Genomic DNA, 20,961 nt, shown 5'->3' with positions numbered 1-20,961 from the left:
ATCGCGCGCAGGCAACGGTATCGATGGCATGAACAGGAACCTTCACCGCATCGTTTTCAATCGGGCGCTGGGCCTGTTCCAGGCCGTCACGGAGCTTGCCCGGCGTGACGGCCCAGGCCAGGGCGGGGAGGCAAGCGCCGCCGGCAGCCGTTTCGTTGCCACGCTCAGGCCGTTGGGCTTTGCCGTGGCATCCGCGTTCGGCCTGGTGGTCATCGTGCCCCTGGCGAACGCGCAGGTCGTGGCCGACCCCGGCGCCCCCGGCAATCAGCGACCGACGGTATTGGAAGCGGCCAGCGGCGTCCCGCTGGTGAATATCCAGACCCCGAGCGCAGCCGGCGTTTCACGCAATGCCTATCGCCAGTTCGATGTCGGGCAGCCGGGCGTCATTCTCAACAATTCCCGCACCAACGCGCAAACACAGCTTGGCGGCTGGGTCCAGGGCAATCCTTGGCTGGCGCGCGGTACGGCCCGGGTCATTCTCAATGAAGTCAACTCCAGCGACCCGAGCCGGCTCAATGGCTATGTCGAGGTCGCGGGCGATCGGGCGCAGCTTGTCATCGCCAACCCGGCGGGCATTTCCTGCGATGGCTGCGGCTTCATCAACGCGGAGCGGGCCACCATCACCACCGGCCGGCCCGTCATCAACGGCGGAGCGCTGGAACGCTATCGGGTGCAGGGCGGCGCCATCCGCGTTACGGGCCAGGGCATGGATGCCAGCACGGCGAACTACACGGATCTGATCGCCCGCTCCGTGGAAGCCAACGCCGGGATCTGGGCGCGGCAGCTCCGGATCGCCACCGGAGGCAATGATGTCAGCGCGGACCAGGCGGAGGTGCGCAAGATCGCCGCCAGTGGCGATGCGCCAGCCTTTGCGCTGGATGTCGGCGCGCTCGGCGGCATGTACAGCCAGAAGATCGTCCTGGTGGGAACCGAGCATGGCGTCGGGGTGCGCAACGCCGGTACGATGGGCGCTCAGGCCGGCCAACTGTTGGTCACCGCCGACGGACGCCTGGAAAACCTCGGCACGATGCAGGCCAGCAGCGACACGCGCATAGACGCGAGCGGCGGCCTTGCCAATGCCGGAACGCTCAGCGCGGGCCGCGAACTGGCGCTCGACACTCCCGAGGATATCGACAATCGCGGCGGAACGCTCAGCGCCAGGCGCATCGGCGTCACTGCGCAGTCCCTGACCAACCGCGAAGGGGTTATCGGGCAGACCGGTCCATTGAACCTGGCGATTCATGCGGGCCGCGTCAGCAACCGCGATGGCGGCCGTATCGGTCTCGCGGCGCCGCGGTCGGACGCGTCTTTGGGCAATGAGCAGGCGCCGCAAGCGGGTGCGGGAGGCGCGGACGGCAATGGCGCCCAGCCGGACGCCGAGCTTGCCTCGATGCCCAATGGCGTGCTCAAGATCACTGGCATTCTTGACAACAACGGCGGCCGCATCCTGGCCGGCGGGCATATCGACCTGACCGCAAGCGGCGGCCTTGACAATGACGGCGGGCATCTGGGCGCGCTTCAGCTCGAAGTGAGCGGTGGCGATTTCAGCAATCGCCAGGGTGAAATCCGGGTTGCCGCCGGCGCGCGCATTGCCGCGAGCCTGCTCAGCAACGACGCCGGGCTGATGCAAGTGCACGGCCCCGTGTCCGTCAGCGCGCAGGACTTCTCCAACCGCGCCGGGACTTTTCGGAACGACAGCAGGTCCGATACCGGTATCAGGATCAACGGGCGCCTGGACAACAGCGACGGGGGCCTGCTTGTGGCCGGCGGTGACATGACCGCCATCGCCTCGGTGCTGGACAACCGCGATGGCGGCCTGATCGTTTCCACCGACGGCGACCTGAGCGTGGCTACGCGCGGGCATACCGGGAACGCTGGCGGCGCGCTGCGGGGGGCGGGCAACGTCATTCTGGCCAACGGTGGATTCGGCAATGCCGGGGGCATGGTGCTGGGCGCCAGCGTCGCAGTCGATACACGACTGGCGGCGCTCGACAATGCCCGCGGGACCATCGCCGCCACCAGCGGCCTGCTCGACATCGACAGCGGCGCGCTGAACAATGCCGGCGGCCTCCTGCAGTCCCGGCAGGGAATGCGCGTGGATACGCACGGTCAGGCATTGATCAATGCCGATGCCGGCGACACGGGCGGCATTCTCAGCCTCGCCACGCTGGCACTGAACAGCGGCAATCTGACCAATCGCGACGGCGTCGTGCACAGCGGAAAGGATCTCATCGCCCGGGTCAGCGACATTGACAACACAGGCGGGCTGCTGGGCGGCCGCGCGGACGTCGATATCGGCGCGACGTCGATCGACAACGCCAGGGGCCGGGTCCAGGCAGGCAATGACCTGAAGGCATTCCTGCGCGGCCAGGCAAACAACGACGCCGGCCTGATGGTCGCGGGCCATGGCCTGACCCTTGGCGCCTCGCAGATCCTCAACCGCGACACGCAAAGCGCGAAAGACAGCCAGCCGCTCGGCTTGCAGGCCGACAGCGTCATGCTGGCGGCCGGTCGCACCGACAACACTGCCGGCATCGTCGCCGCCGACAGCCGCATCGTCATCCGTGGCGCGCACGCCGCAGGCCAGCTCGACAACGCGCGCGGTCACATCGCTTCGGGCGGCAGCATCGATGTGGCCGTCAGTCGTGTGCTGAATCCGAGCGGCACGCTGATCGCCGGCAAATTGCTCAACGTCGCCGCCGACAGCCTGGACGGTGACGGCAACCTGTTGTCCAGGGGGGATCTGCGCCTGAGCCTGCGGCAGGACTTCACCCACCTCCGGGAAATCACCGCCAATGGCCACGCCCGCATCAGCACCGCTGGCCTGTTGATCAACCACGGCGTGTTGCAGGCCGGTGACCTCGACGTGCGCGGCGCGGACGTCATCAACAGCGTCACCGGCAAGATGAACGGCATACGCGCCACCGTCGCCGCGCAACACAGCCTGACCAACCGGGGACTTGTCGACGGCAACCAGACCCATATCGAAGCCGGCGCTCTCGATAACGCCGGCAGCGGCCGGCTCTATGGCGACCAGCTTGCCATCCAGGCGGCTACCGTCGTCAATCGCGAAGAAGCGGGCGCCGCCGCCGTCATCGCGGCGCGTCAGCGCCTGGATATCGGCGCCCGCTTCATCACCAACCGCGAGCAGGCGTTGATTTTCAGCGCGGGCGGCGGTGGCGATGCGCTGAACATCGGCGGTACGCTGGACGTCAACGGCCATGCGGCCGCGCGCGCCGACCTCGTCCGCAACGACAGCGCCACCATCGAGTCGCTGGGCGGGCTGACCCTGGACAGCGCTGGGCTGTTCAATGGCAACCTGCACTTCCGCACCGAACTGGCAAGGATCAGCGGCCCGACCCGGCACCTGTACATCCAGCCTGAAGGCGATCCTGAAAAACACGATGCCGGCGAATACCGCTGGGAAAGCTGGAGCAGGGCCGGACGTTATCGGCACAGGGAAACCGGCGCGAAGATCCACGACTGGACCCAATACGACATAGCGCAGACCGAGTATGAAACGCAGGTGATGGAGAGCGCGCCGGCGCTCATCCGCGCCGGCGGCAACATGACCCTGCGCGGCGACCAGCTCGTCAACGACAAGAGCCGGATCATGGCCGGCGGCGCCCTGCACGGCGATCTGGACCGAATCGACAACGTGGCCGCCCTGGGCGAGCACACGATCAACCGGGTCGGAACCAGCCAGTACACCTACTCGAAATGGCACGGCGGTTTCAAACGCCACCACAAGCGCAAGTGGGACGGCAAGATCGCCTACGCGCCGGTCGACCTGGCGACCACCATCGAGCTCGGTGTTTCCCGCATTGTGCAGAACGCCGCGGGCGCAGGCAGCGGCTTCGCGGTCACCGACCGCCAGGACCATCGCGTCGGCCCCATTGTGGGCGGCGGCGTCCGTGCCGCCGTCAATGCCGACCCAGCGCCGATAACGGACCCCCGGGCGCAAGCAGCCCGCATCGAGGGGCCGGGAATCGACAGAGGAACACATGCCGCCGGCGGTAGCGGTCTCGCTACCGCGCGGCTGGACACGGCGGCGCCCGCCAACAGCCTGTTTCGTGTTTCCCCGAACGCCAGGGGTTACCTGGTCGAGACCGATCCGCGTTTCACCGACTACCGCAACTGGCTCAGTTCCGACTACATGCTGTCGCAGCTCGGCCATGACCCGGCCCTCGTGCACAAGCGACTGGGCGATGGCTTCTACGAACAGCAACTGGTCCGCGACCAGATAGGCCAGTTGACTGGCCGCCGATTCCTCGGGGGCTACGCCAGCGACGAGGCGCAGTTCCAGGCATTGTTGGACGCAGGCGTCACCTATGCGAAAGAATGGAATCTGCGTCCTGGCGTGGCGCTGAGCGCCAGGCAGATGGCCCAGCTCACCAGCGATATCGTCTGGCTGGTCGAACGCGACGTGACGCTGGCCGATGGCAGTATCACGCGCGCCCTGGCGCCGCAGGTCTACGTCCGCGTACGGCCTGGCGACATTGACGGCAACGGTAGCCTGCTGGCCGCCAACTCCATCGATCTCAACCTGAAAGGCGATCTCGTTAGTTCCGGCGCCATTGCGGGACGCGCGGTGGTCAGTCTCAGCGGCGAGAACCTGCGCATTCTCGGCGGCCGCATCACCGGCGATGCCGTGGCGCTCAGCGCCCGCGCCGACATCGACAACATCGGCGGCACGCTGGATGCCGGTTCGACGCTGCGGCTCGGCGCCGGACGCGACCTCAACGTGGTCAGCACCACTTGCGGCGGCGCCACGCGGGCCGGACGCAGCGACTTCAGCCGGACCAGCCTGGATCGCGTGGCCGGTCTCTACGTCACCAACCCGAATGGCCTCCTGCTGGCCTCGGCGGGGCGTGACGCCAAGCTGATCGCGGCCCGGGTCGGCAACCGCGGCAAGGATGGTCAGACCGCCATGGTCGCCGGCCGGGACCTGACGCTGGGCACCGTCACGATTGCCGAGCAGGAGAACAACGTACGCAATGCCAGCAACTATCTCAGGCAGGGTTACGAGCAGGATGTCGGCAGCGCCATCACCACGGCCGGCGACGTGCGCCTGCAGGCTGGCCGCGATCTGAGTAGCACCGCTGGCGCTGTCACCAGCGAGCAGGGAGCCCTGGTTGCCGTTGCGCGGGGCGACGTGAATATCCTGGCAGGCAAAGCGAACCGCAACTGGGCCGAAGGCCGTCGACATACATCCAGGAGCCTGCTGGGCTCCAGCACGAAAACGACCCGCGACAGCCTGGAAGAGACCACGGCGCTATCCGGCACCTTCAGCGGCAACACCGTTGCCATCCGGGGCGAGAACGTCAACCTGACCGGCAGCAACGTCGTCTCCGATGCCGGCACGGCCATCGTGGCCAACAACAACCTGACCCTGCTGGCCGCCACCGAAACCAGCCAGGAAAGCCACTTCAAGGAAAACCGGAAAAGCGGCTTCCTTTACAACGGGGGGCTCGCCTTCACGATCGGCAGCCAGATGCAAAGCGGCGACCGCCGGGACGCCAGTACCCATGCGGCGGCCTCAACCGCGGGCTCCACTGCCGGCAACGTGACCCTGGCGGCGGACGGCCACTACCAGCAGACCGGCAGCCATATCCTCGCGCCCAAGGGCGCTATCGACATCCACGCCGGGAAGGTCGATATCGTCGACGCGCGGGAAACCGGCAAGCGCGTGGAACAGAGCAAGTTCCGCCAGTCCGGCCTGACCGTGGCGCTTTCTGCGCCGGTGTTGTCGGCCATTGAGACCGCCGGGCAGATGAAGCGCGCTGCCGGCCAGACGACTGACGGACGTATGCAGGTGCTGGCAGGCGCGGCCACGGGGCTGGCGGCCAAGAATGCCTACGATGCCGTCCAGGCCGACCCGCAGTCGGCCGGCGGCGTCAATATCTCGATCACCGTTGGCGCCAGTAAAAGCGACAGCAAATCCACCGCCACCACGGATACGGCCGCCGGTTCAGCCGTGGCCGCTGGCGGCGATGTGCGCATCGACGCCAGCGGCGGCCCGGATTCCAACCTGACCGTGCGCGGCAGCGACATCCGCGCGGGCGGCGACGCGGTGCTCAAGGCCGATGGCGATATCAATCTGCTGGCGGCGCAGAACACCATAGAAACCCGCCGAACCAGCAGCAACTCCAGCGCGGGAGTGGGTGTGGCGATCTCTGTCGGCCAGGGCGGCGCCGCCATGGGCGTCACGGCGAACGCCAGCATTGGCAGAGGTAAGGGAGAAGGCAAGGATGTCACCTGGACCAACAGCCACGTAACAGCCGGCGAACGTTTGATCCTGGGATCCGGCGGCGACACCCGCCTGCGCGGCGCGGTCGCCAGCGGCAGGCAGGTGATGGCCGACGTAGGCGGCAACCTCAGCATCGAGAGCCTGCAGGATACCAGTACCTTCCGGAGCAAGGACACCAACGTTGGCGGCAGCGTGACCGTGGGCGCGGGCTTCTCGGGCAGCGTAAACCTTAGCCAGCAGAAGATACACAGCGACTATGCCAGCGTCACCGAACAGTCGCGCATCGAAGCCGGCGAGGGCGGGTTCCAGATAAAAGTCAGGGACAACACCGACCTAAGGGGAGCCGCCATCACGTCGTCCGAGAAGGCGGTCAGGGATGGTTTCAACACGCTGACCACCGGCACACTCACCACGAGTGACATCAGTAACCACGCCGAATACTCCGCCAGCAGCATCAGTGTTGGCGGCGGGTACAGCACTGGCAATGGCGACAGGAAGGAAACTGGCCCCGGCGGCGGTGTGGGTACCAACCAGCAGGGGCAGGCCGCCACCGGCGGCCAGGTGCCCGGCAGTACCCTGCCGACCCTGGGCAACTTCAGCGCCAGTCTGCCAGTTGTCATGGCCGCCAGCGGCAACAGTGCCAGCGCCACCCGCAGCGGCATTAGCGGGGCGCGCCTCACTATCACCAACGAACTGGCTCAGCAGGACCTGTCAGGCCAGTCGGTCGACGAAATGATGGCCGGACTGAACCGTGACGTGTTCACCGGACAGGACGGCGCCAACGCTCTCAAACCCATTTTCAACGAGCAGGAGATCAGGGCAGGCTTCGAGATCGTGGGGGCGCTGACGCGGGAAACCGGCACGCTGCTCAACAATATGGCGAAGAAGGCCGATGTCAGAGTCAGCGAAGCCAAAGCGGCTGAAGCAATGGCCGCGGACCCCGGCAATGGTCTTTCGGATGCTCAACGGCAGGCTCTCAGGGATCAGGCAGCGGCAAGCTACGCCGAAGCACGAAACATTGACGCCAATTGGGGGGCGGGCGGCACGTACCGGCAGATTGCTGCCGCCCTTACCGCTGCGGCTGGCGGCAACGTTACTGGCACGACTTCGCAGTTCGCTCAGAACATGCTGGTCAACTACGTGCAGCAACAGGGGGCGGGCTACGTCGGCAAACTGGTCGCCAACGGAACGCTGACCGAAGGCAGTGCGCTGCATGCGTCGATGCACGCGATAGTGGCCTGCGCAGGCGCCGCGGCGAGTAGCCAGAGTTGCACCAGCGCCGCGCTGGGAGCATCGGCCAGCAGTCTTCTGACAGGATTGTTCGGCGAAACGACACCCGATGAAAAAGCGACTGAGCGCGAAGCCAAACGCAATCTCATAGTCAGCATCGTGACAGGCATCGGTGCGGCAGGCGGCGTGGTGGATGCAGCCCCGGCATCGACCGCCGCGGCAACCGCGGTGGACAACAACTGGCTGGCGACCCAGCAGATCGTCCAGATGAACAAGGAACTCGCGGCCGCCGACGGCATGCTTGAGTACCTGAAGATTCAGGGCAAATGGGTCTACATCTCGGGCAAGCAGGATGTGCTGACGACTGCCGGCATTGGCAAAGGTCTCGCTCTGGCGGGCTGGGATGACGTTAAGGGTCTGGCGGCATTCCTGTCCGACCCGATCGCGGGATTGAACGGAATCAAGGAGCTCGTCACCGATCCTGATATGCGGAAACAACTCGGCGACTCGCTCGTCGCCGAATTCGACGCGAAGATCACTCGGATGCGTCAGGCCATTGAGGTTGGTGGCACCGACCATGCCCTTCAACTTGGCGAGGACCTCGGCAATCTGGCGTGGCAGGTTGGCACCGCAGTGACTGGCGTCGGTACTGCGGCAAAGGGGGGAATTGCACTTGCAAAGGCAGGCATTAACGTAAGTGCCAAGACCCTGGACGTCATGAAGCTTGGCGCTCAACTGCTGAAGGCTGAAGGCAAAGGCCTGGGCGGTACAGTTTCGATGAGCGAGATCGGGATGCAATGGGGGAAGGGGATCGCTCAGCAGGGCAAACCCTTCGAAGCTTTTGTTCAGGCGAAATTACCGCCGGGAACACGCGATCTGAACGCGGTCAAAAGTAATTTTTCAACCTTTGATCATCTCACCCCGGACGGAATAGCCATCAGCACAAAAACGCTGGATACAGGGGCAAAGAGCTATCAACAACCTGCGGCGATCACAAGAACGCTCAACAAATACGTGGATGAGATGATTGAGTTCACAAGGGATGGCGCAAAGGAAGAAATGATCAGTGCGAGCTCTTTTGCGCGACGCGAGATGCATCTTGCTGTGCCGGCGAATTCGACGGTCGAACAGTTTTCAGCCATCGCGAAAACTATCGAATATGCAAAGCAATTCGATATAAATATCGTTGTAACTAAAGTGAGGTAATGAGCATGAAAAAATTTATTCCATCTGCCATCGTGCTTTCGAATGACAAATTTTTCAGCGTAAGTTCCCTGGCAGTTGAATTAATAGAAATTAGTGATCCAGATGGATATAAGTTATTTCTGCCGCCGGATGAAAACGATGAGGTGCTGGGTAGTGCTGTCAGGCGGGCTCTTGCCGCGAGCAGACCCGTTTCTCAAGAATATGTGAATCAACTGATTAATTCGGGCGAACTGAAACGAAGGGGGGGCGAAGAAGATTCCTTGATGATGAAAAAATTCGGATATGCCGGGAAGCGGGCTTTATATAAGAGCATGAAGTTTTGTCCGGTCTCCGTGATAAGCGAGGGAATCGAATTCCAGCCGACTCACCGCAAAGGGCTGGACGGCTTCACGGTGCGTACTAATTTAGATCTTGTCCCAGTAATCGTTCCGCAGACTGCCAGCGACATGGAGCTGGGTCTTGCTTTGCGGGAGGCATTTACTCGCTGCACATGATCGATCGCATCGGCCCCAAGCGCATAACGGATGTTTCGGCACAAGCAGGGCGCGTCTACACCCTCAAGGCTCGTCCGAAGCGACGGTGATGGGGGAATGCCGTGATGAGGCGAAGCTTGCCGTCAGTGACATCGAGAGCGGCAGCTTTACAAGGTGCCCCGGGCGAGGCCTGTTGTGCGGCTTCAGCGTTACCGGGGATGCGAGCTGTTCAGAACTTGGGTGCCGGCGCCAGCGCCGGGCATGCGCACGCTCCTGAGCAGCAAAGCAACGTGACGCACAGCAGTATCTGCCGTGCGGCCGTGTCCAACGCCGGTATCAACGCCCAACGGAATCGCACCGGCAAGACCGCCAATCAGGTGCTGGCAATGCCGGATCCGAACTCGCGGGAGGGCGACGGCGCCTGCGCCCTCACGACGAGACATTCCCTACACGGCGCCGCGAGCGCACAGCACGCGGCGCGGCGGCTTATCTACTTCTGCGCCAGCATCTGGCCCTTGGCCGTATCGATGTAGCTGCGCGCGCCGAGATAGCGCTTGGACCAGTACGGATTCTTCATCTCGTCCACGCGCACTTTGGCGCCTCGGCGCGGGGCGTGCACGAATTTGTCCTGGCCGATGTAGATGCCCACGTGCGAGGTGATGCCGCGCCCGCGGGTGGCGAAGAACACCAGGTCGCCGGGCTTGAGCTGTTTCTTGTTGTTGACCGTATCGCCCTGGGTGCGCTGCTGGCGCGCGGTGCGCGGCAGTTCCAGGCCGGCGATCTCGCGAAACACGTACAGCACCAGGCCGCTGCAGTCGAAGCCTTCGGCGGCGTCGTCGCCGCCCCAACTGTAGGGCGTGCCGATGGCGGCCAGGCCGGCTTGCACCACGCGTTCGCGCAGGGTGGGCACGGTGGGTTCCTGCGCCAGGCTCAGGCCGGACAGGGTGGCGCGGGCTTGTTCGGAGGGGATGGACGCCTGGGCGGCGCCGGGTAACCAGGAGAACGTCAGGGCCAGCAGGGGCGCGGACAGGAATGCGGGCAGGCGGAACAGGGCGGATCGTGCTTTTCGCGTAGGCGGCGTCATTACGTCACTTCAGGAATCGGAGTGGGCGGCATGGCTTTGTCGGGTCAGACAAGCCGGCGGAAAAGGGCGCAGGGGAGGCTTGAGCCTCGCAATCTGCCTTCGCATTGTAATGGAATAAAGTTTCATTACATTTGTAGTGCAATGCAGCATTCTGGCGGGGCGCCCGTTACCTGCGGCAGTGGGGAAAAGGTAACGGGCGCCGCGCCTGGCGGCTAGAAACTGCCGCGCAGGCCGACCATCACGGCGCGCCCGCCTTCGGGAGCGACGTCGCGCAGCACCGAGGTGGCGTAGCGGATGTCCTGGTTGGTCAGGTTGATGCCGCGCACGTAGGCCTGCCATTGCACCGCGGCGACTTTGAAGCGGTAGCCGGCGGTGGCGTCCAGGCTGTAGTAGCCGGCGGTGGCCGTGTCGTTGTCCGGGCGGCTGTGCTGGGCGAAGGCCTTGGACACGCTCAGGCCGGCGCTGTAGGGGCCGTAGCCGTAGTCCAACCCCACCCGCAGGCGCAGCGGCGGAATGCGCGGCAGCGAGCGGCCGGTGTCGCTGTTGCGGGCCACGGTGTAGTCGCCCGACAGGCCCAGGTCCAGCTTGTGGCCGCCCGATTGCAGCACGCGCGTGCTGCTTTCCGCTTCCACGCCGTACAGGCGCGCGGACACGCCCTGGTAGCGGGCCTCGGGCAGGGCGCCGTCATCGCCGGCCGCGACCAGGTCGCCGTCATCGTTGCGGAAACGGCCGGTGTTCATTTCGGCCAGGTAGTTGGAGAAGCGGCTGTAGAACACGCCGACGCTGGCGCTGTCGGCGTCCTTCTTGTAGCGCAGCGACAGGTCGCCGGACCAGGCGCGTTCCTTGGCCAGGTTCTGGTCGCCCAGCAGGTATTGGCCGGTGGCGGCGTGCGGGCCGTTGGCGTACAGCTCGTAGAAGGTGGGCGCGCGCTCGGTGTAGGCGGTGTTGGCGGCCACCGACCAGGCGCTGTCCAGCTTGTAGATGCCGCCCAGCGAGAAGCTGCCGGCGGTGAAGGTGCGGCGATTGGAGCCGTCGAAGCGTTCGTTGCCGCCGCCGCCCGGCGTCAGGCGGGTGTGGTCGGCGCGCGCGCCGGCGCTCAGCGTCAGGCGCTCGTTGATCTTCCATTCCTCCAGCGCGAACAGCGCGGCGGAATCGGTGTCGGTGGTGGGCACCAGCGCTTCGTCGCCCAGCGCCGAGAAGCGCGTCTGGCCCAGTTGCAGGCCTACCACGCCGCGCAGCGGCCCGATGTCGGCGTGGCGGGCCTCGATGCGGGCCTCGTAGCCGCGGTTCTTGAAGATGGTGCCCGTCTCGCCGTCCTCGATTTCCTTGTGCTGGTAATCGGTGTAGGCGAAGTTCATCTTGACGCTGGTGAACAGGCCTTCCAGGTCGCGCAGCTCGCTGGCGAAGCCGAAGCGTTCCTGGCGCATCCTGATGCGCACGTCCGGCTCGGCCACCGAGCCGTAGTTCGAGTCGTAGCCGCTGTAGGACAGGCCGGCGTAGCCGCGGTCGCCGGTCCAGGACATGCCGAGCGCGCCGCCGCTGGCCTGGCCGTCGCTGTTGGGCAGGGTGCCGCGCGGCTGGTCCCGGTCGGGGCCGTCGATCGCGCGTTGCTGCGAGGTGCGGGCGTAGCCGGGAATGCGCAGGTCGCCGGTCTTGCGGCTGAAGGCGTCGGCGTGGATGGCGAAGTTGCCGTCGCCGCCTTCGAGCTGGATTGCGCCGTTGCGGTCGTTGTTGGCGCCGCCGTAGCTGCCGGCGACGTCGCCGTGGATGCCGTCGATGGGTTCGGTGGGAATGCGGTTGTCGATGGTGTTGACCACGCCGCCGATGGCGCTGCCGCCGTACAGCAGGGCGGCCGGGCCTCGCAGGATCTCGACGCGGTTGGTGGACAGCGGGTCCTGCGGCACCGCGTGGTCGAACGACAGGGACGAGGCGTCGAGCGAGCCGACGCCGTTGTTGAGCAGGCGGATGCGGTCGCCGTCCATGCCGCGGATGATGGGGCGGCCCACCATCGGGCCGTAGGTGGTGGTGGAGACGCCGGGCAGCCCGTTGAGGGTCTCGCCGAGGTTCGAGGCGCGCCGCAGGTCGAGGCCGGTGCCTTGCACCACCGTCGACGGCGAGGCGAGCGCTTCGCTGCCCAGCGGATTGGCGGTGATGATGACGGGCGACAGCGTGGTGGCGTCGGCGGCGGCCTGGGCGCGGGCGGCCTGCGGCAGGGCCAGCAGGCAGGCGAGGGCGAGCGGGCTGAGGGTGAAGGCGCGCAGGGACGAGCGCGTCCCCGCAAAGGAAGAAGCAATAGACATGGTGGCAGTCCTGGGTGCCGGCCGATGGACGGCGGCGGTTGGAATCGGGCGCGAGGGGATCAGGCCGCGGCGGGCGGGGCGCGCGATTGGAACCAGGGACTGGTGACGAGCGTGGCGCCGCGCGGGGTGGGCGGCGGCGGCGTCAGCCGGGGCGGACTGCCGTTGATGACGGGAAACGAGGCTGGCAGCGTTGCGTCCAGCAGATCCCAGATATGGCAGAGGTCGCAGTGGCCGAGCTTGTCGGGGGTATGCGCGGCGTCCTGGCTGGACTCGGGTGCGTCATACAGGTGCGCCAGCGCGTGCCGCACTCCGCCCAGCGGCGCCAGCAGCAGGCAGGCGCACAGCCACGCCAGCGTCGCCCATCGGGCAAGGCGCTGAGTCGGGCGGGGGCGAAAGCCGGTGGCCGGCGGCATGGGCAGGGCGTAAAAATGGAAAAACGGAATGATATATTGTTTCCATCGCAATGACGACCCTGGCGCCGGAGATCAGGCGTCAGATGGCGTCTGGTCAGGCGGGCCAATATGGCACTTCATCGAGCGATTGGGTCGGGCATAATCGGTGCCATCGGCCCTTGCCGGTTTGATCGCCGACAGCGGCCGCTGAAAACAAGACCATAAGAAAGCGGAGTCCAGCGCATGATGAACGCAGTACACCCTTTGTCCTCGATGAACCGGCCCGAGGCCATTCCTTTCGAGCCCTACCAAGACGCGGTGGCGGCGGTCGACCGGCTGGCGGAGATCTACGCCCGCAACACGGCATTCCTGCGGGCGGCGTTCCGCGAAGTCCTGAAAGGCTCGTCCAATGGCCGCGAACGGGCCCGGGCCTATTACCCGGCCATCCGTATCCTGGTGGAAACCTACGATCCCATCGATACCCGCCTGTCGTACGGCCACGTGGCCGAACCCGGCATCTACCAGACCACCATCACCCAGCCGGCGCTGTTTCGCGACTATCTGATCGAACAGGTGGGCCAACTGCTGCAGAACCACCGCGTGGCGGTCGAGGTTGGCGAATCCGATTCGCCCATCCCGCTGCACTTCGCTTTCCCCGAGGGCGCGTATGTCGAAGGCGAGCATCTCGAGGCGCTCAAGCGCCCGCTGCGCGACCTGTTCGACGTGCCCGACCTGGCGGTGACCGACGACGCCATCGTCAACGGTTCGTGGCGCGGCAAGGAGGGCGAGCCCAAGCCGCTGGCGCCCTTCACGGCGCAACGGGTGGACTATTCCCTGCACCGGCTGCAGCACTACACCGCCACGGCGCCGGCGCATTTCCAGAATTTCGTGCTGTTCACCAACTACCAGTTCTACGTCGACGAGTTCTGCGCCCGCGCCCGCGCGCTGATGGCCAGCGGCAACGAAGACTACGAGATGCTGGTGGAGCCGGGCAACCGCATCACGCGGCGCGGCGAATCCGGCCCGGCCGACGACGGCCAGGCGCAGCGCCTGCCGCAGATGCCGGCCTATCACCTGGTGCGCGGCGACCATTCGGGCATCACGCTGGTGAACATCGGCGTGGGGCCGTCCAATGCCAAAACCATCACCGACCACATCGCGGTGCTGCGCCCGCACGCCTGGCTGATGCTGGGCCACTGCGCCGGCCTGCGCGACTCGCAGCGGCTGGGAGACTACGTGCTGGCCCACGGTTACGTGCGCGAGGACCACGTGCTGGACGACGACCTGCCCACCTGGGTGCCGGTGCCGGCCCTGGCCGAGGTGCAGGTGGCGCTGGAGCAGGCGGTCGAAGAGGTCGCCGGACTGTCCGGCTGGGACCTCAAGCGCATCATGCGCACCGGCACCGTGGCCACCATCGACAACCGCAACTGGGAACTGCGCGACCACGTCGAGCTGGTCGAGCGCTTCGCGCAGTCGCGCGCCATCGCGCTGGACATGGAGTCCGCCACCATCGCCGCCAACGGCTTCCGCTTCCGCGTGCCGTACGGCACGCTGCTGTGCGTGTCGGACAAGCCGCTGCATGGCGAATTGAAATTGCCGGGCATGGCCAGCGCGTTCTACCGCCGCCAGGTCAATCAGCACCTGGAAATCGGAATCCGGGCGCTCGAACGCCTGCGCGACATGCCGCCCGAGCGGCTGCATTCGCGCAAGCTGCGCACCTTCATGGAAACGGCGTTTCAATAGCCCCGGCGTGAATATCCCCCGCGCGGGGACGGATCCACGCCTGCCCCCGGCCGTTTCGACGACCGGGGGCAGTTGCGCTATGCTCGCGCGTTGCGTGGAAATCCCACGGCGCCCGGGGGCACAATCCGCGGGGGCTTTTTTGCTCTGAAGGAACACGACTTTGGCATTGACGGAACACGACCAGCACCGCGACGGCGGCAAGAAGGGGGCGGCAGAACCGTCCGAATTGCGCCGCGCCCTGTCGGCGCGCCACCTGACGATGATCGCGGTGGGCGGCTCCATCGGGACGGGGCTGTTCGTGGCCTCCGGCGCCACCATCGCCCAGGCCGGTCCGGGCGGGGCGCTGCTGGGTTATGTGCTGATCGGCGTGATGGTCTATTTCCTCATGACAAGCCTGGGCGAGCTGGCCGCCGCGATGCCGGTGTCCGGGTCGTTCTCGACCTACGGCGCGCGCTATGTCGAAGATGGCTTCGGCTTCGCGCTGGGCTGGAACTACTGGTACAACTGGGCCGTCACGGTGGCGGTGGATCTGGTGGCCGCGCAACTGGTGATGGCGTACTGGTTTCCCGACGTGCCGGGCGTGTACTGGAGCGCGCTGTTCCTTGCCATCACTTTTGGGTTGAATGCGCTGTCGGCGCGCGGCTTCGGCGAGGCCGAATTCTGGTTCGCGCTGATCAAGGTGATCGCCGTGCTGGCGTTTGTCGCCATGGGCGTGATGATGCTGCTGGGCATCATCCGCGGCGGCGAGGATGGCGGGGTGGCCAACTGGACCGTGGGCGACGCGCCGTTCGCCGGCGGTTTCGCCGCCCTGATCGGGGTGGCCATGGTAGTGGGCTTTTCGTTCCAGGGCACCGAACTCATCGGCATCGCCGCCGGCGAATCCAAGGACCCCGCGCGCAACCTGCCGCGCGCCGTGCGCCAGGTGTTCTGGCGCATCCTGCTGTTCTACGTGATGGCGATCCTGGTGATCGGCCTGCTGATTCCCTATACCGATCCGCACTTGCTGCGCAATGACGTCACCGACGTCAGCGTCAGTCCGTTCGCGTTGATCTTCGAACGCGCCGGGCTGCTGGCGGCGGCCTCGATCATGAACGCGGTGGTGCTGACCTCGGTGCTGTCGGCCGGCAATTCCGGCATGTACGCGGCCACCCGCATGCTCTACAGCCTGGCGCGTGACGGCAAGGCGCCGCGTATTTTCGGCCGGGTGGCGCGCAACGGCGTGCCGCTGTGGGCGCTGCTGGCCACCACCGTGGTGGCGGCGCTGTGCTTCTTCTCGTTCATCTTCAGCCCCAAGGCGGTCTACATCTGGCTGCTGAACACCTCGGGCATGACCGGCTTCATCGCCTGGCTGGGCATTGCCATCAGCCATTACCGGTTCCGCCGTGGCTACGTCAAGCAGGGCCGCAATCTGGCCGATCTGCCCTATGTGTCGCCGTTCTTCCCGTTCGGCCCGATCTTCGCCTTCGTGCTCTGTCTCATCATCACGCTGGGCCAGAACTACCAGGCCTTCCTGGAACACCGCATCGACTGGGGCGGCGTCGCGGCCACCTACATCGGCATTCCGCTGTTCCTGCTGATCTGGCTGGGCTACCGGCTGGTCAAGGGTTCGCGCTTTGTCAGCTACAAGGACATGACGTTCCCGGATGCCCGGGCGCGCAGCGCCTACCTGGATTCGGCCCTGCGCGGCGAGCCCGCCACGGTCGGGCCGGAGACGGCGACAGCGCCCGGTACCAACGCGCGATGAGAAAAGGCCGCGGAACTCCGCGGCCTTCTTGCATCCGGCCAAGGCCGCCGCAGTGATTGCGGCGGCCTTGGCGTTTGCGGGTCACTCGATGTTCTGCGCCTGTTCCCGCATCTGCTCGATCAGCAGCTTCAGGTCCATGGCGGCGCGGGTGACTTCCATGCTGCCGGCCTTGGAACCCAGCGTATTGGCTTCGCGGTTCATTTCCTGGAACAGGAAGTCCAGGCGCTTGCCGGCGCTGCCGGCGCTTTTCTTGCCTTCGGCCTTGCCGCCGCCGTCGGTCAGCAGGTGACGCAGCTCCGCCACGTGCGAGCGCAGGCGCGACAGTTCCTCGGCGACGTCGATGCGCAGCGCGAACAGGTTGGCTTCCTGCGACAGCCGCTCGGACAATTCGGCGCCCGAGATATGGGTGAAACCGCCGGGGAAAGCCGTTTCCACGCTTTCACGCAGCTTGGCGGCGAGCTTGTCACGGTGGTCGGCGAGCAACTGCGGCAGGTGGTTCTGCACCAGTTCGACGATGGCGGCCACGCCGTCGGCACAGTCGCGCATCATGCCGGCCAGGCGTTCGCCTTCGCGCGCGCGGCCTTCCTGCAACTGCTTGAGCGCTTCCTGGGCGGCCTGCATGCAGGCGGCGCCCCAGACCTGCGGGTCGAGCGCGTCGTTGGCGCGCTGGCCGGGCCAGTTGAACAGCTCGACCAGTCGCGGGGCGGCGATGTCGGGCAGGACGCGGCGCGCGGCCTGCAGTTGTTCGGCCAGCGTTTCGAGCCAGGCGGGGTCCAGCCTGGACAGGTCGGCGCTGACGTTGCGGGTGTAGGACACGCGGATCTCGACCTTGCCGCGCCCCAGTTGCGCCGTCAGCAGTTCGCGCAGCGGCGTCTCGACGTGGCGCAGCTCGTCGGGCAGGCGGAAATAGAGGTCGAGGAAGCGGCTGTTGACGCTGCGCAGTTCCAGCGCCAGCGTGCCTTGTTCCAGGTCTGCCCGGGCGTTGCCGAAGGCGGTCATACTGCGAATCATGGTGTCGATATCCTGTTGCTTGTTTTGGATCGGGCCGCGCCGGTTCCGCCTGTCCGTCGTGCGCGGACGCGGGCGGGTATATGCAACCCGTGTATCGCGGCAGGATACTCCAAACCCGGGCGGGGCAGCGACCGGCAGCCCGTACAATGCCGCCAACCGAATCTGATTGGAGCCTTGCCATGACCACTGCCACCGCCATTGCCCGCCCGTCGGGCCGCGCCGTCGACGAACTGCGGCCGTTCAGCCTGGAGCGCGGTTTCACGCGCTACGCCGAAGGGTCGGTACTGGTGAAGGCCGGCAACACCCACGTGCTGTGCACGGCCAGCGTGCTGGAAAAGGTGCCGCCATTCCTCAAGGGCAAAGGCGAGGGCTGGGTCACGGCCGAGTACGGTATGCTGCCGCGCGCCACCCATACCCGCGGCGACCGCGAGGCCGCGCGTGGCAAGCAGAGCGGCCGCACCCAGGAGATCCAGCGCCTGATCGGCCGCAGCCTGCGCGCCGTGTTCGATATGCGGGCGCTGGGCGAGCGCACGCTGCACCTGGATTGCGACGTGCTGCAGGCCGACGGCGGCACCCGCTGCGCCAGCATCACCGGCGCCTGGGTGGCCGCGTCCGACGCGGTGGCGCTGCTGATGCAACGCGGCGACCTGGCCGTGAACCCGATCCGCGACGCGGTGGCGGCGGTGTCGGTCGGGCTGGTGCAGGGCCGTCCGGTGCTGGACCTGGACTATGAGGAAGACTCGGCCTGCGACGCCGACGTCAACGTCATCATGACGGGCGGCGGCGCCTTCGTGGAAGTGCAGGGCACGGGCGAGGGCGCGACCTTCACGCGCGCCGAACTGGACGCGATGCTGGGCCTGGCCGAGAGCGGCATCGCCGGCCTGGTGCGGGCGCAGCGGGCGGCGCTGGCGTAAGCGGCCGGCGCGGGCCTCAGGGCAGCAGGGCGCCCACCTTGCCGGCCCGCTCCAGGTCCCAGATCGCTTTGATCAGGCCGCGCAGCTCGGCCTCGGTGGCGGCGTCGGCATAGCGGCCCAAACTCAGCGTCTTGGTTTCGATCTCGTCGCGCGACAGGGTGTTGCCGGGATCGCCCTTGGGTTCGTCGACGCGGCCGTGCAGCACGCGGCCGTCGCGGGTATGCACCGTGACCTTGCCGATCCAGCGCTGCGGATAGGCGCCGTCGACTTCCGGATCCAGTTCCATCGTGACCCGGCCGCGGAAGTCGGCCACCGCCGGATCGTCCAGCGCGGCATCGAATTCCGGCAGGCCGGCGCGACCCTGGCGCGCGATCAGGCCCAGCACCGTGCCCATCGAGAACTTGGACTGGTGCACGGTGCGCGGATCGACCACCGGCCCCAGCACGTCGATGGCGCCCTGGTGCACGTGCGCCACCACGCGCGCGATATTGCTCTCGGCCAGCTTGTGTTCGCGCAGCACCTGTTGCAGGGCGTCCGCCGCCGGATGGGTGTGGCGGCACGATGCATGGAACTTGAACGAGGTTTCGGCCAGCGCCCAGCGCGTGCCAAGGCGGTCGGTCAGGCGGGCCGGGTCGGCGTCGCTCGACATGCCGGCGGCCATGCCCTGCGGCCCTTCGAGGATGTGGCGCGCGCCGGTGAAGCCTTCCTGCGCCAGGTAGGCCGCGGCGATGCCGTTGGCGGCGGCGCGGGCGGTATGCAATTGTTTGGAATCGGCGGCGTCGCGCAGGAACTCCCACAGGCCCGCCGCTTGCGTGCCGGCCGAGCCGAAGGCGTCCAGCATGGCCGCGGGCGACAGGCCCAGCAGGCGGCCGGTGGCCGCGGCGGCGGCCAGCGTGCCGGCGGTGCCGGTGGTGTGGAAGATCTTGTAGTGCGAACGGCCCAGGAATTCGCCGACGCGGATGCCGACTTCGTAGCCGGCCACGGCCGCCACCAGCAGGTCGCGGCCGCTGCGGCCCAGCGCCTGGGCCACCGCCAGCACCGGCGGGAACACCACGGCCGCGGGGTGGAACACCGACCCGTTGTGCACGTCGTCCTGCTCGACCACGTGGGCGGCGGCGGCGTTGACCATGGCGGCGAACACCGGCGAGGTGCGGCGCCGGTTGATCAGGATCTCGCTGGGGCCGTCCGCCGGCCCCATGGCGGCGGCGTAGCGGTCGATGGCCAGCACCGGGCGCGACGCGGCGCCCGCCAGGATCGAAGCCAGGCAGTCCAGCAACAGGTCTTCGGCGCGGCGCAGCACCGGGGCGGGGATGTCCTCGAAGCGCAGGTTGGCGGCGAAGGCGGCGAGGGTGGCGCTGGGGTGGGAGGTGTCGGGGGTCATGGTCAGAAGGAGCGCGGCAGGCCCAGGATGTGTTCGGCGACGTAGGAGAGGATCAGGTTGGTCGAGATCGGCGCGACCTGATAGAGACGGGTCTCGCGGAACTTGCGCTCGACGTCGTATTCGGTGGCGAAGCCGAAGCCGCCGTGGAACTGCAGGCAGGCGTTGGCGGCCTCCCAGGAGGCGTCGGCGGCCAGCAGCTTGGCCATGTTGGCCTGCGCGCCGCAGGGTTCGTGCGCGTCGAACAGGCGGCAGGCCTCGTAGCGCATCAGGCTGGCGGCCTCGACGTTGATGTGGGCGCGGGCGATGGGGAACTGCACGCCCTGGTTCTGGCCGATGGGGCGACCGAACACCATGCGTTCCTTGGCGTAGGCGGTGACCTTGTCGACGAACCAGTAGCCGTCGCCGATGCACTCGGCGGCGATCAGGGTGCGCTCGGCGTTCAGGCCGTCCAGGATGTACTTGAAACCCTTGCCTTCCTCGCCGATCAGGTTGTCGGCCGGGATCTCCAGGTTGTCGAAGAACAGCTCGTTGGTCTCGTGGTTGACCATGTTGGGGATCGGGCGGATCGACATGCCGTGCTTGACCGCCTCGTGCAGGTCCACCAGGAAGATCGACATGCCCTCGGACTTGCGCGTGACCTGATCCAGCGGCGTGGTGCGGGCCAGCAGGATCATCAGGTCGGAATGCTGCACCCGCGAGATCCAGACCTTCTGGCCGTTGATGACGTAGCGGTCGCCGCGGCGCACGGCGGTGGTCTTGATCTTGGTGGTGTCGGTGCCGGTGGTGGGCTCGGTCACGCCCATCGACTGCAGGCGCAGCTCGCCGGCGGCGATGCGCGGCAGGTATTCGCGCTTCTGCGCCTCGGAACCGTGCCGCAGCAGGGTGCCCATGTTGTACATCTGGCCGTGGCAGGCGCCCGAGTTGCCGCCGCTGCGGTTGATCTCTTCCATGATGACCGAGGCCTCGGTCAGGCCCAGGCCCGAGCCGCCGTATTCCTGGGGAATCAGCGCGGCCAGCCAGCCGGCTTCGGTGAGCGCGCGCACGAAGGCGTCGGGGTAGCCGCGTTCTTCATCGACCTTGCGGAAGTATTCGGCGGGGAATTGGGCGCACAGGTCGCGGACGGCTTCGCGGATGTCCTGGTAGGCGTGGGAGGCGTGAGGCATGGGGTGGGCTGCGATGTCGACAGTGAAATGGAATTCGGGACAGGATCGAATGTGCCGCAAGGCGCCGCGC

The 20,961-nt window shown here is 66.7% G+C and carries 11 protein-coding genes; 5 read left to right on the top strand and 6 right to left on the bottom strand.

All coding sequences use genetic code 11. From position 1 onward, the window contains the following. The first annotated feature begins 28 nt into the window (after positions 1 to 28). On the top strand, positions 29 to 8,686 hold the full coding sequence (locus SB816_RS13340; protein ID WP_410547141.1) for a hemagglutinin repeat-containing protein: 8,658 nt from the start codon (positions 29 to 31) through the stop codon (positions 8,684 to 8,686). Positions 8,687 to 8,691: 5 nt separating this feature from the next. After that, complete coding sequence (locus SB816_RS13335) at positions 8,692 to 9,180, top strand: contact-dependent growth inhibition system immunity protein (protein ID WP_162876560.1); 489 nt, start codon at positions 8,692 to 8,694, stop codon at positions 9,178 to 9,180. Positions 9,181 to 9,649: 469 nt separating this feature from the next. Here the strand turns inward: SB816_RS13335 and SB816_RS13330 are convergent, their stop codons facing one another. The 3 genes from SB816_RS13330 to SB816_RS13320 all read right to left on the bottom strand — a co-directional run bounded on the left by SB816_RS13330 (position 9,650) and on the right by SB816_RS13320 (position 12,956). After that, entirely contained in the window at positions 9,650 to 10,243 is a 594-nt protein-coding gene (locus SB816_RS13330; protein ID WP_116791225.1) for a C40 family peptidase, read from the bottom strand. Between the two features lie 212 nt (positions 10,244 to 10,455). Then, positions 10,456 to 12,543, bottom strand: a complete 2,088-nt coding sequence (locus tag SB816_RS13325; RefSeq protein ID WP_064522999.1) for a TonB-dependent receptor — start codon at positions 12,541 to 12,543, stop codon at positions 10,456 to 10,458. A 59-nt stretch (positions 12,544 to 12,602) separates the two neighbouring features. Beyond that, on the bottom strand, positions 12,603 to 12,956 hold the full coding sequence (locus SB816_RS13320; protein ID WP_054502639.1) for a hypothetical protein: 354 nt from the start codon (positions 12,954 to 12,956) through the stop codon (positions 12,603 to 12,605). 222 nt (positions 12,957 to 13,178) lie between these two features. Here SB816_RS13320 and SB816_RS13315 point away from each other — a divergent pair, with 222 nt between their 5' ends. Together SB816_RS13315 and SB816_RS13310 are read left to right on the top strand one after the other, a co-directional pair. Further along, the gene (locus SB816_RS13315; RefSeq protein ID WP_369815833.1) at positions 13,179 to 14,678 is read left to right on the top strand and encodes an AMP nucleosidase; all 1,500 of its coding nucleotides are present in this window, start codon (positions 13,179 to 13,181) and stop codon (positions 14,676 to 14,678) included. 166 nt (positions 14,679 to 14,844) lie between these two features. After that, the gene (locus SB816_RS13310) at positions 14,845 to 16,422 is read left to right on the top strand and encodes an amino acid permease (protein WP_156330766.1); all 1,578 of its coding nucleotides are present in this window, start codon (positions 14,845 to 14,847) and stop codon (positions 16,420 to 16,422) included. Positions 16,423 to 16,503: 81 nt separating this feature from the next. Here the strand turns inward: SB816_RS13310 and SB816_RS13305 are convergent, their stop codons facing one another. Next, the gene (locus tag SB816_RS13305) at positions 16,504 to 17,433 is read right to left on the bottom strand and encodes a YicC/YloC family endoribonuclease (RefSeq protein WP_410547140.1); all 930 of its coding nucleotides are present in this window, start codon (positions 17,431 to 17,433) and stop codon (positions 16,504 to 16,506) included. Between the two features lie 179 nt (positions 17,434 to 17,612). On the opposite strand from SB816_RS13305, the gene rph reads away from it, so the two are divergent. After that, positions 17,613 to 18,347: a ribonuclease PH gene (rph, locus tag SB816_RS13300; protein ID WP_410547139.1), complete on the top strand. Its 735-nt coding sequence runs from the start codon at positions 17,613 to 17,615 to the stop codon at positions 18,345 to 18,347. Positions 18,348 to 18,363: 16 nt separating this feature from the next. Here the strand turns inward: rph and SB816_RS13295 are convergent, their stop codons facing one another. Both SB816_RS13295 and SB816_RS13290 read right to left on the bottom strand, forming a co-directional pair. After that, complete coding sequence (locus SB816_RS13295; protein WP_410547264.1) at positions 18,364 to 19,734, bottom strand: MmgE/PrpD family protein; 1,371 nt, start codon at positions 19,732 to 19,734, stop codon at positions 18,364 to 18,366. After that, positions 19,731 to 20,891, bottom strand: a complete 1,161-nt coding sequence (locus tag SB816_RS13290) for an acyl-CoA dehydrogenase family protein (RefSeq protein ID WP_054502634.1) — start codon at positions 20,889 to 20,891, stop codon at positions 19,731 to 19,733. Before SB816_RS13290 ends, SB816_RS13295 begins: the two co-directional genes overlap by 4 nt. Between the last annotated feature and the right edge of the window lie 70 nt (positions 20,892 to 20,961).

It is taken from the genome of Achromobacter sp. SIMBA_011 (assembly GCF_046535435.1).
GTDB lineage: Bacteria > Pseudomonadota > Gammaproteobacteria > Burkholderiales > Burkholderiaceae_B > Achromobacter > Achromobacter dolens.
Note: the sequence above shows the minus strand (reverse complement) of the source record. Positions and strands in the feature narration are given on the sequence as shown.

Excerpts from the sequence above, each read along its gene's own strand:
- SB816_RS13320 (WP_054502639.1), bottom strand. The coding sequence starts at position 12,956 with ATGCCGCCGGCCACCGGCTTTCGCCCCCGCCCGACTCAGCGCCTTGCC.
- SB816_RS13340 (WP_410547141.1), top strand. The coding sequence starts at position 29 with ATGAACAGGAACCTTCACCGCATCGTTTTCAATCGGGCGCTGGGCCTG.
- SB816_RS13315 (WP_369815833.1), top strand. The coding sequence starts at position 13,179 with ATGATGAACGCAGTACACCCTTTGTCCTCGATGAACCGGCCCGAGGCC.
- SB816_RS13325 (WP_064522999.1), bottom strand. The coding sequence starts at position 12,543 with ATGTCTATTGCTTCTTCCTTTGCGGGGACGCGCTCGTCCCTGCGCGCC.
- SB816_RS13330 (WP_116791225.1), bottom strand. The coding sequence starts at position 10,243 with ATGACGCCGCCTACGCGAAAAGCACGATCCGCCCTGTTCCGCCTGCCC.
- SB816_RS13290 (WP_054502634.1), bottom strand. The coding sequence starts at position 20,891 with ATGCCTCACGCCTCCCACGCCTACCAGGACATCCGCGAAGCCGTCCGC.
- SB816_RS13335 (WP_162876560.1), top strand. The coding sequence starts at position 8,692 with ATGAAAAAATTTATTCCATCTGCCATCGTGCTTTCGAATGACAAATTT.
- rph (WP_410547139.1), top strand. The coding sequence starts at position 17,613 with ATGACCACTGCCACCGCCATTGCCCGCCCGTCGGGCCGCGCCGTCGAC.
- SB816_RS13305 (WP_410547140.1), bottom strand. The coding sequence starts at position 17,433 with ATGATTCGCAGTATGACCGCCTTCGGCAACGCCCGGGCAGACCTGGAA.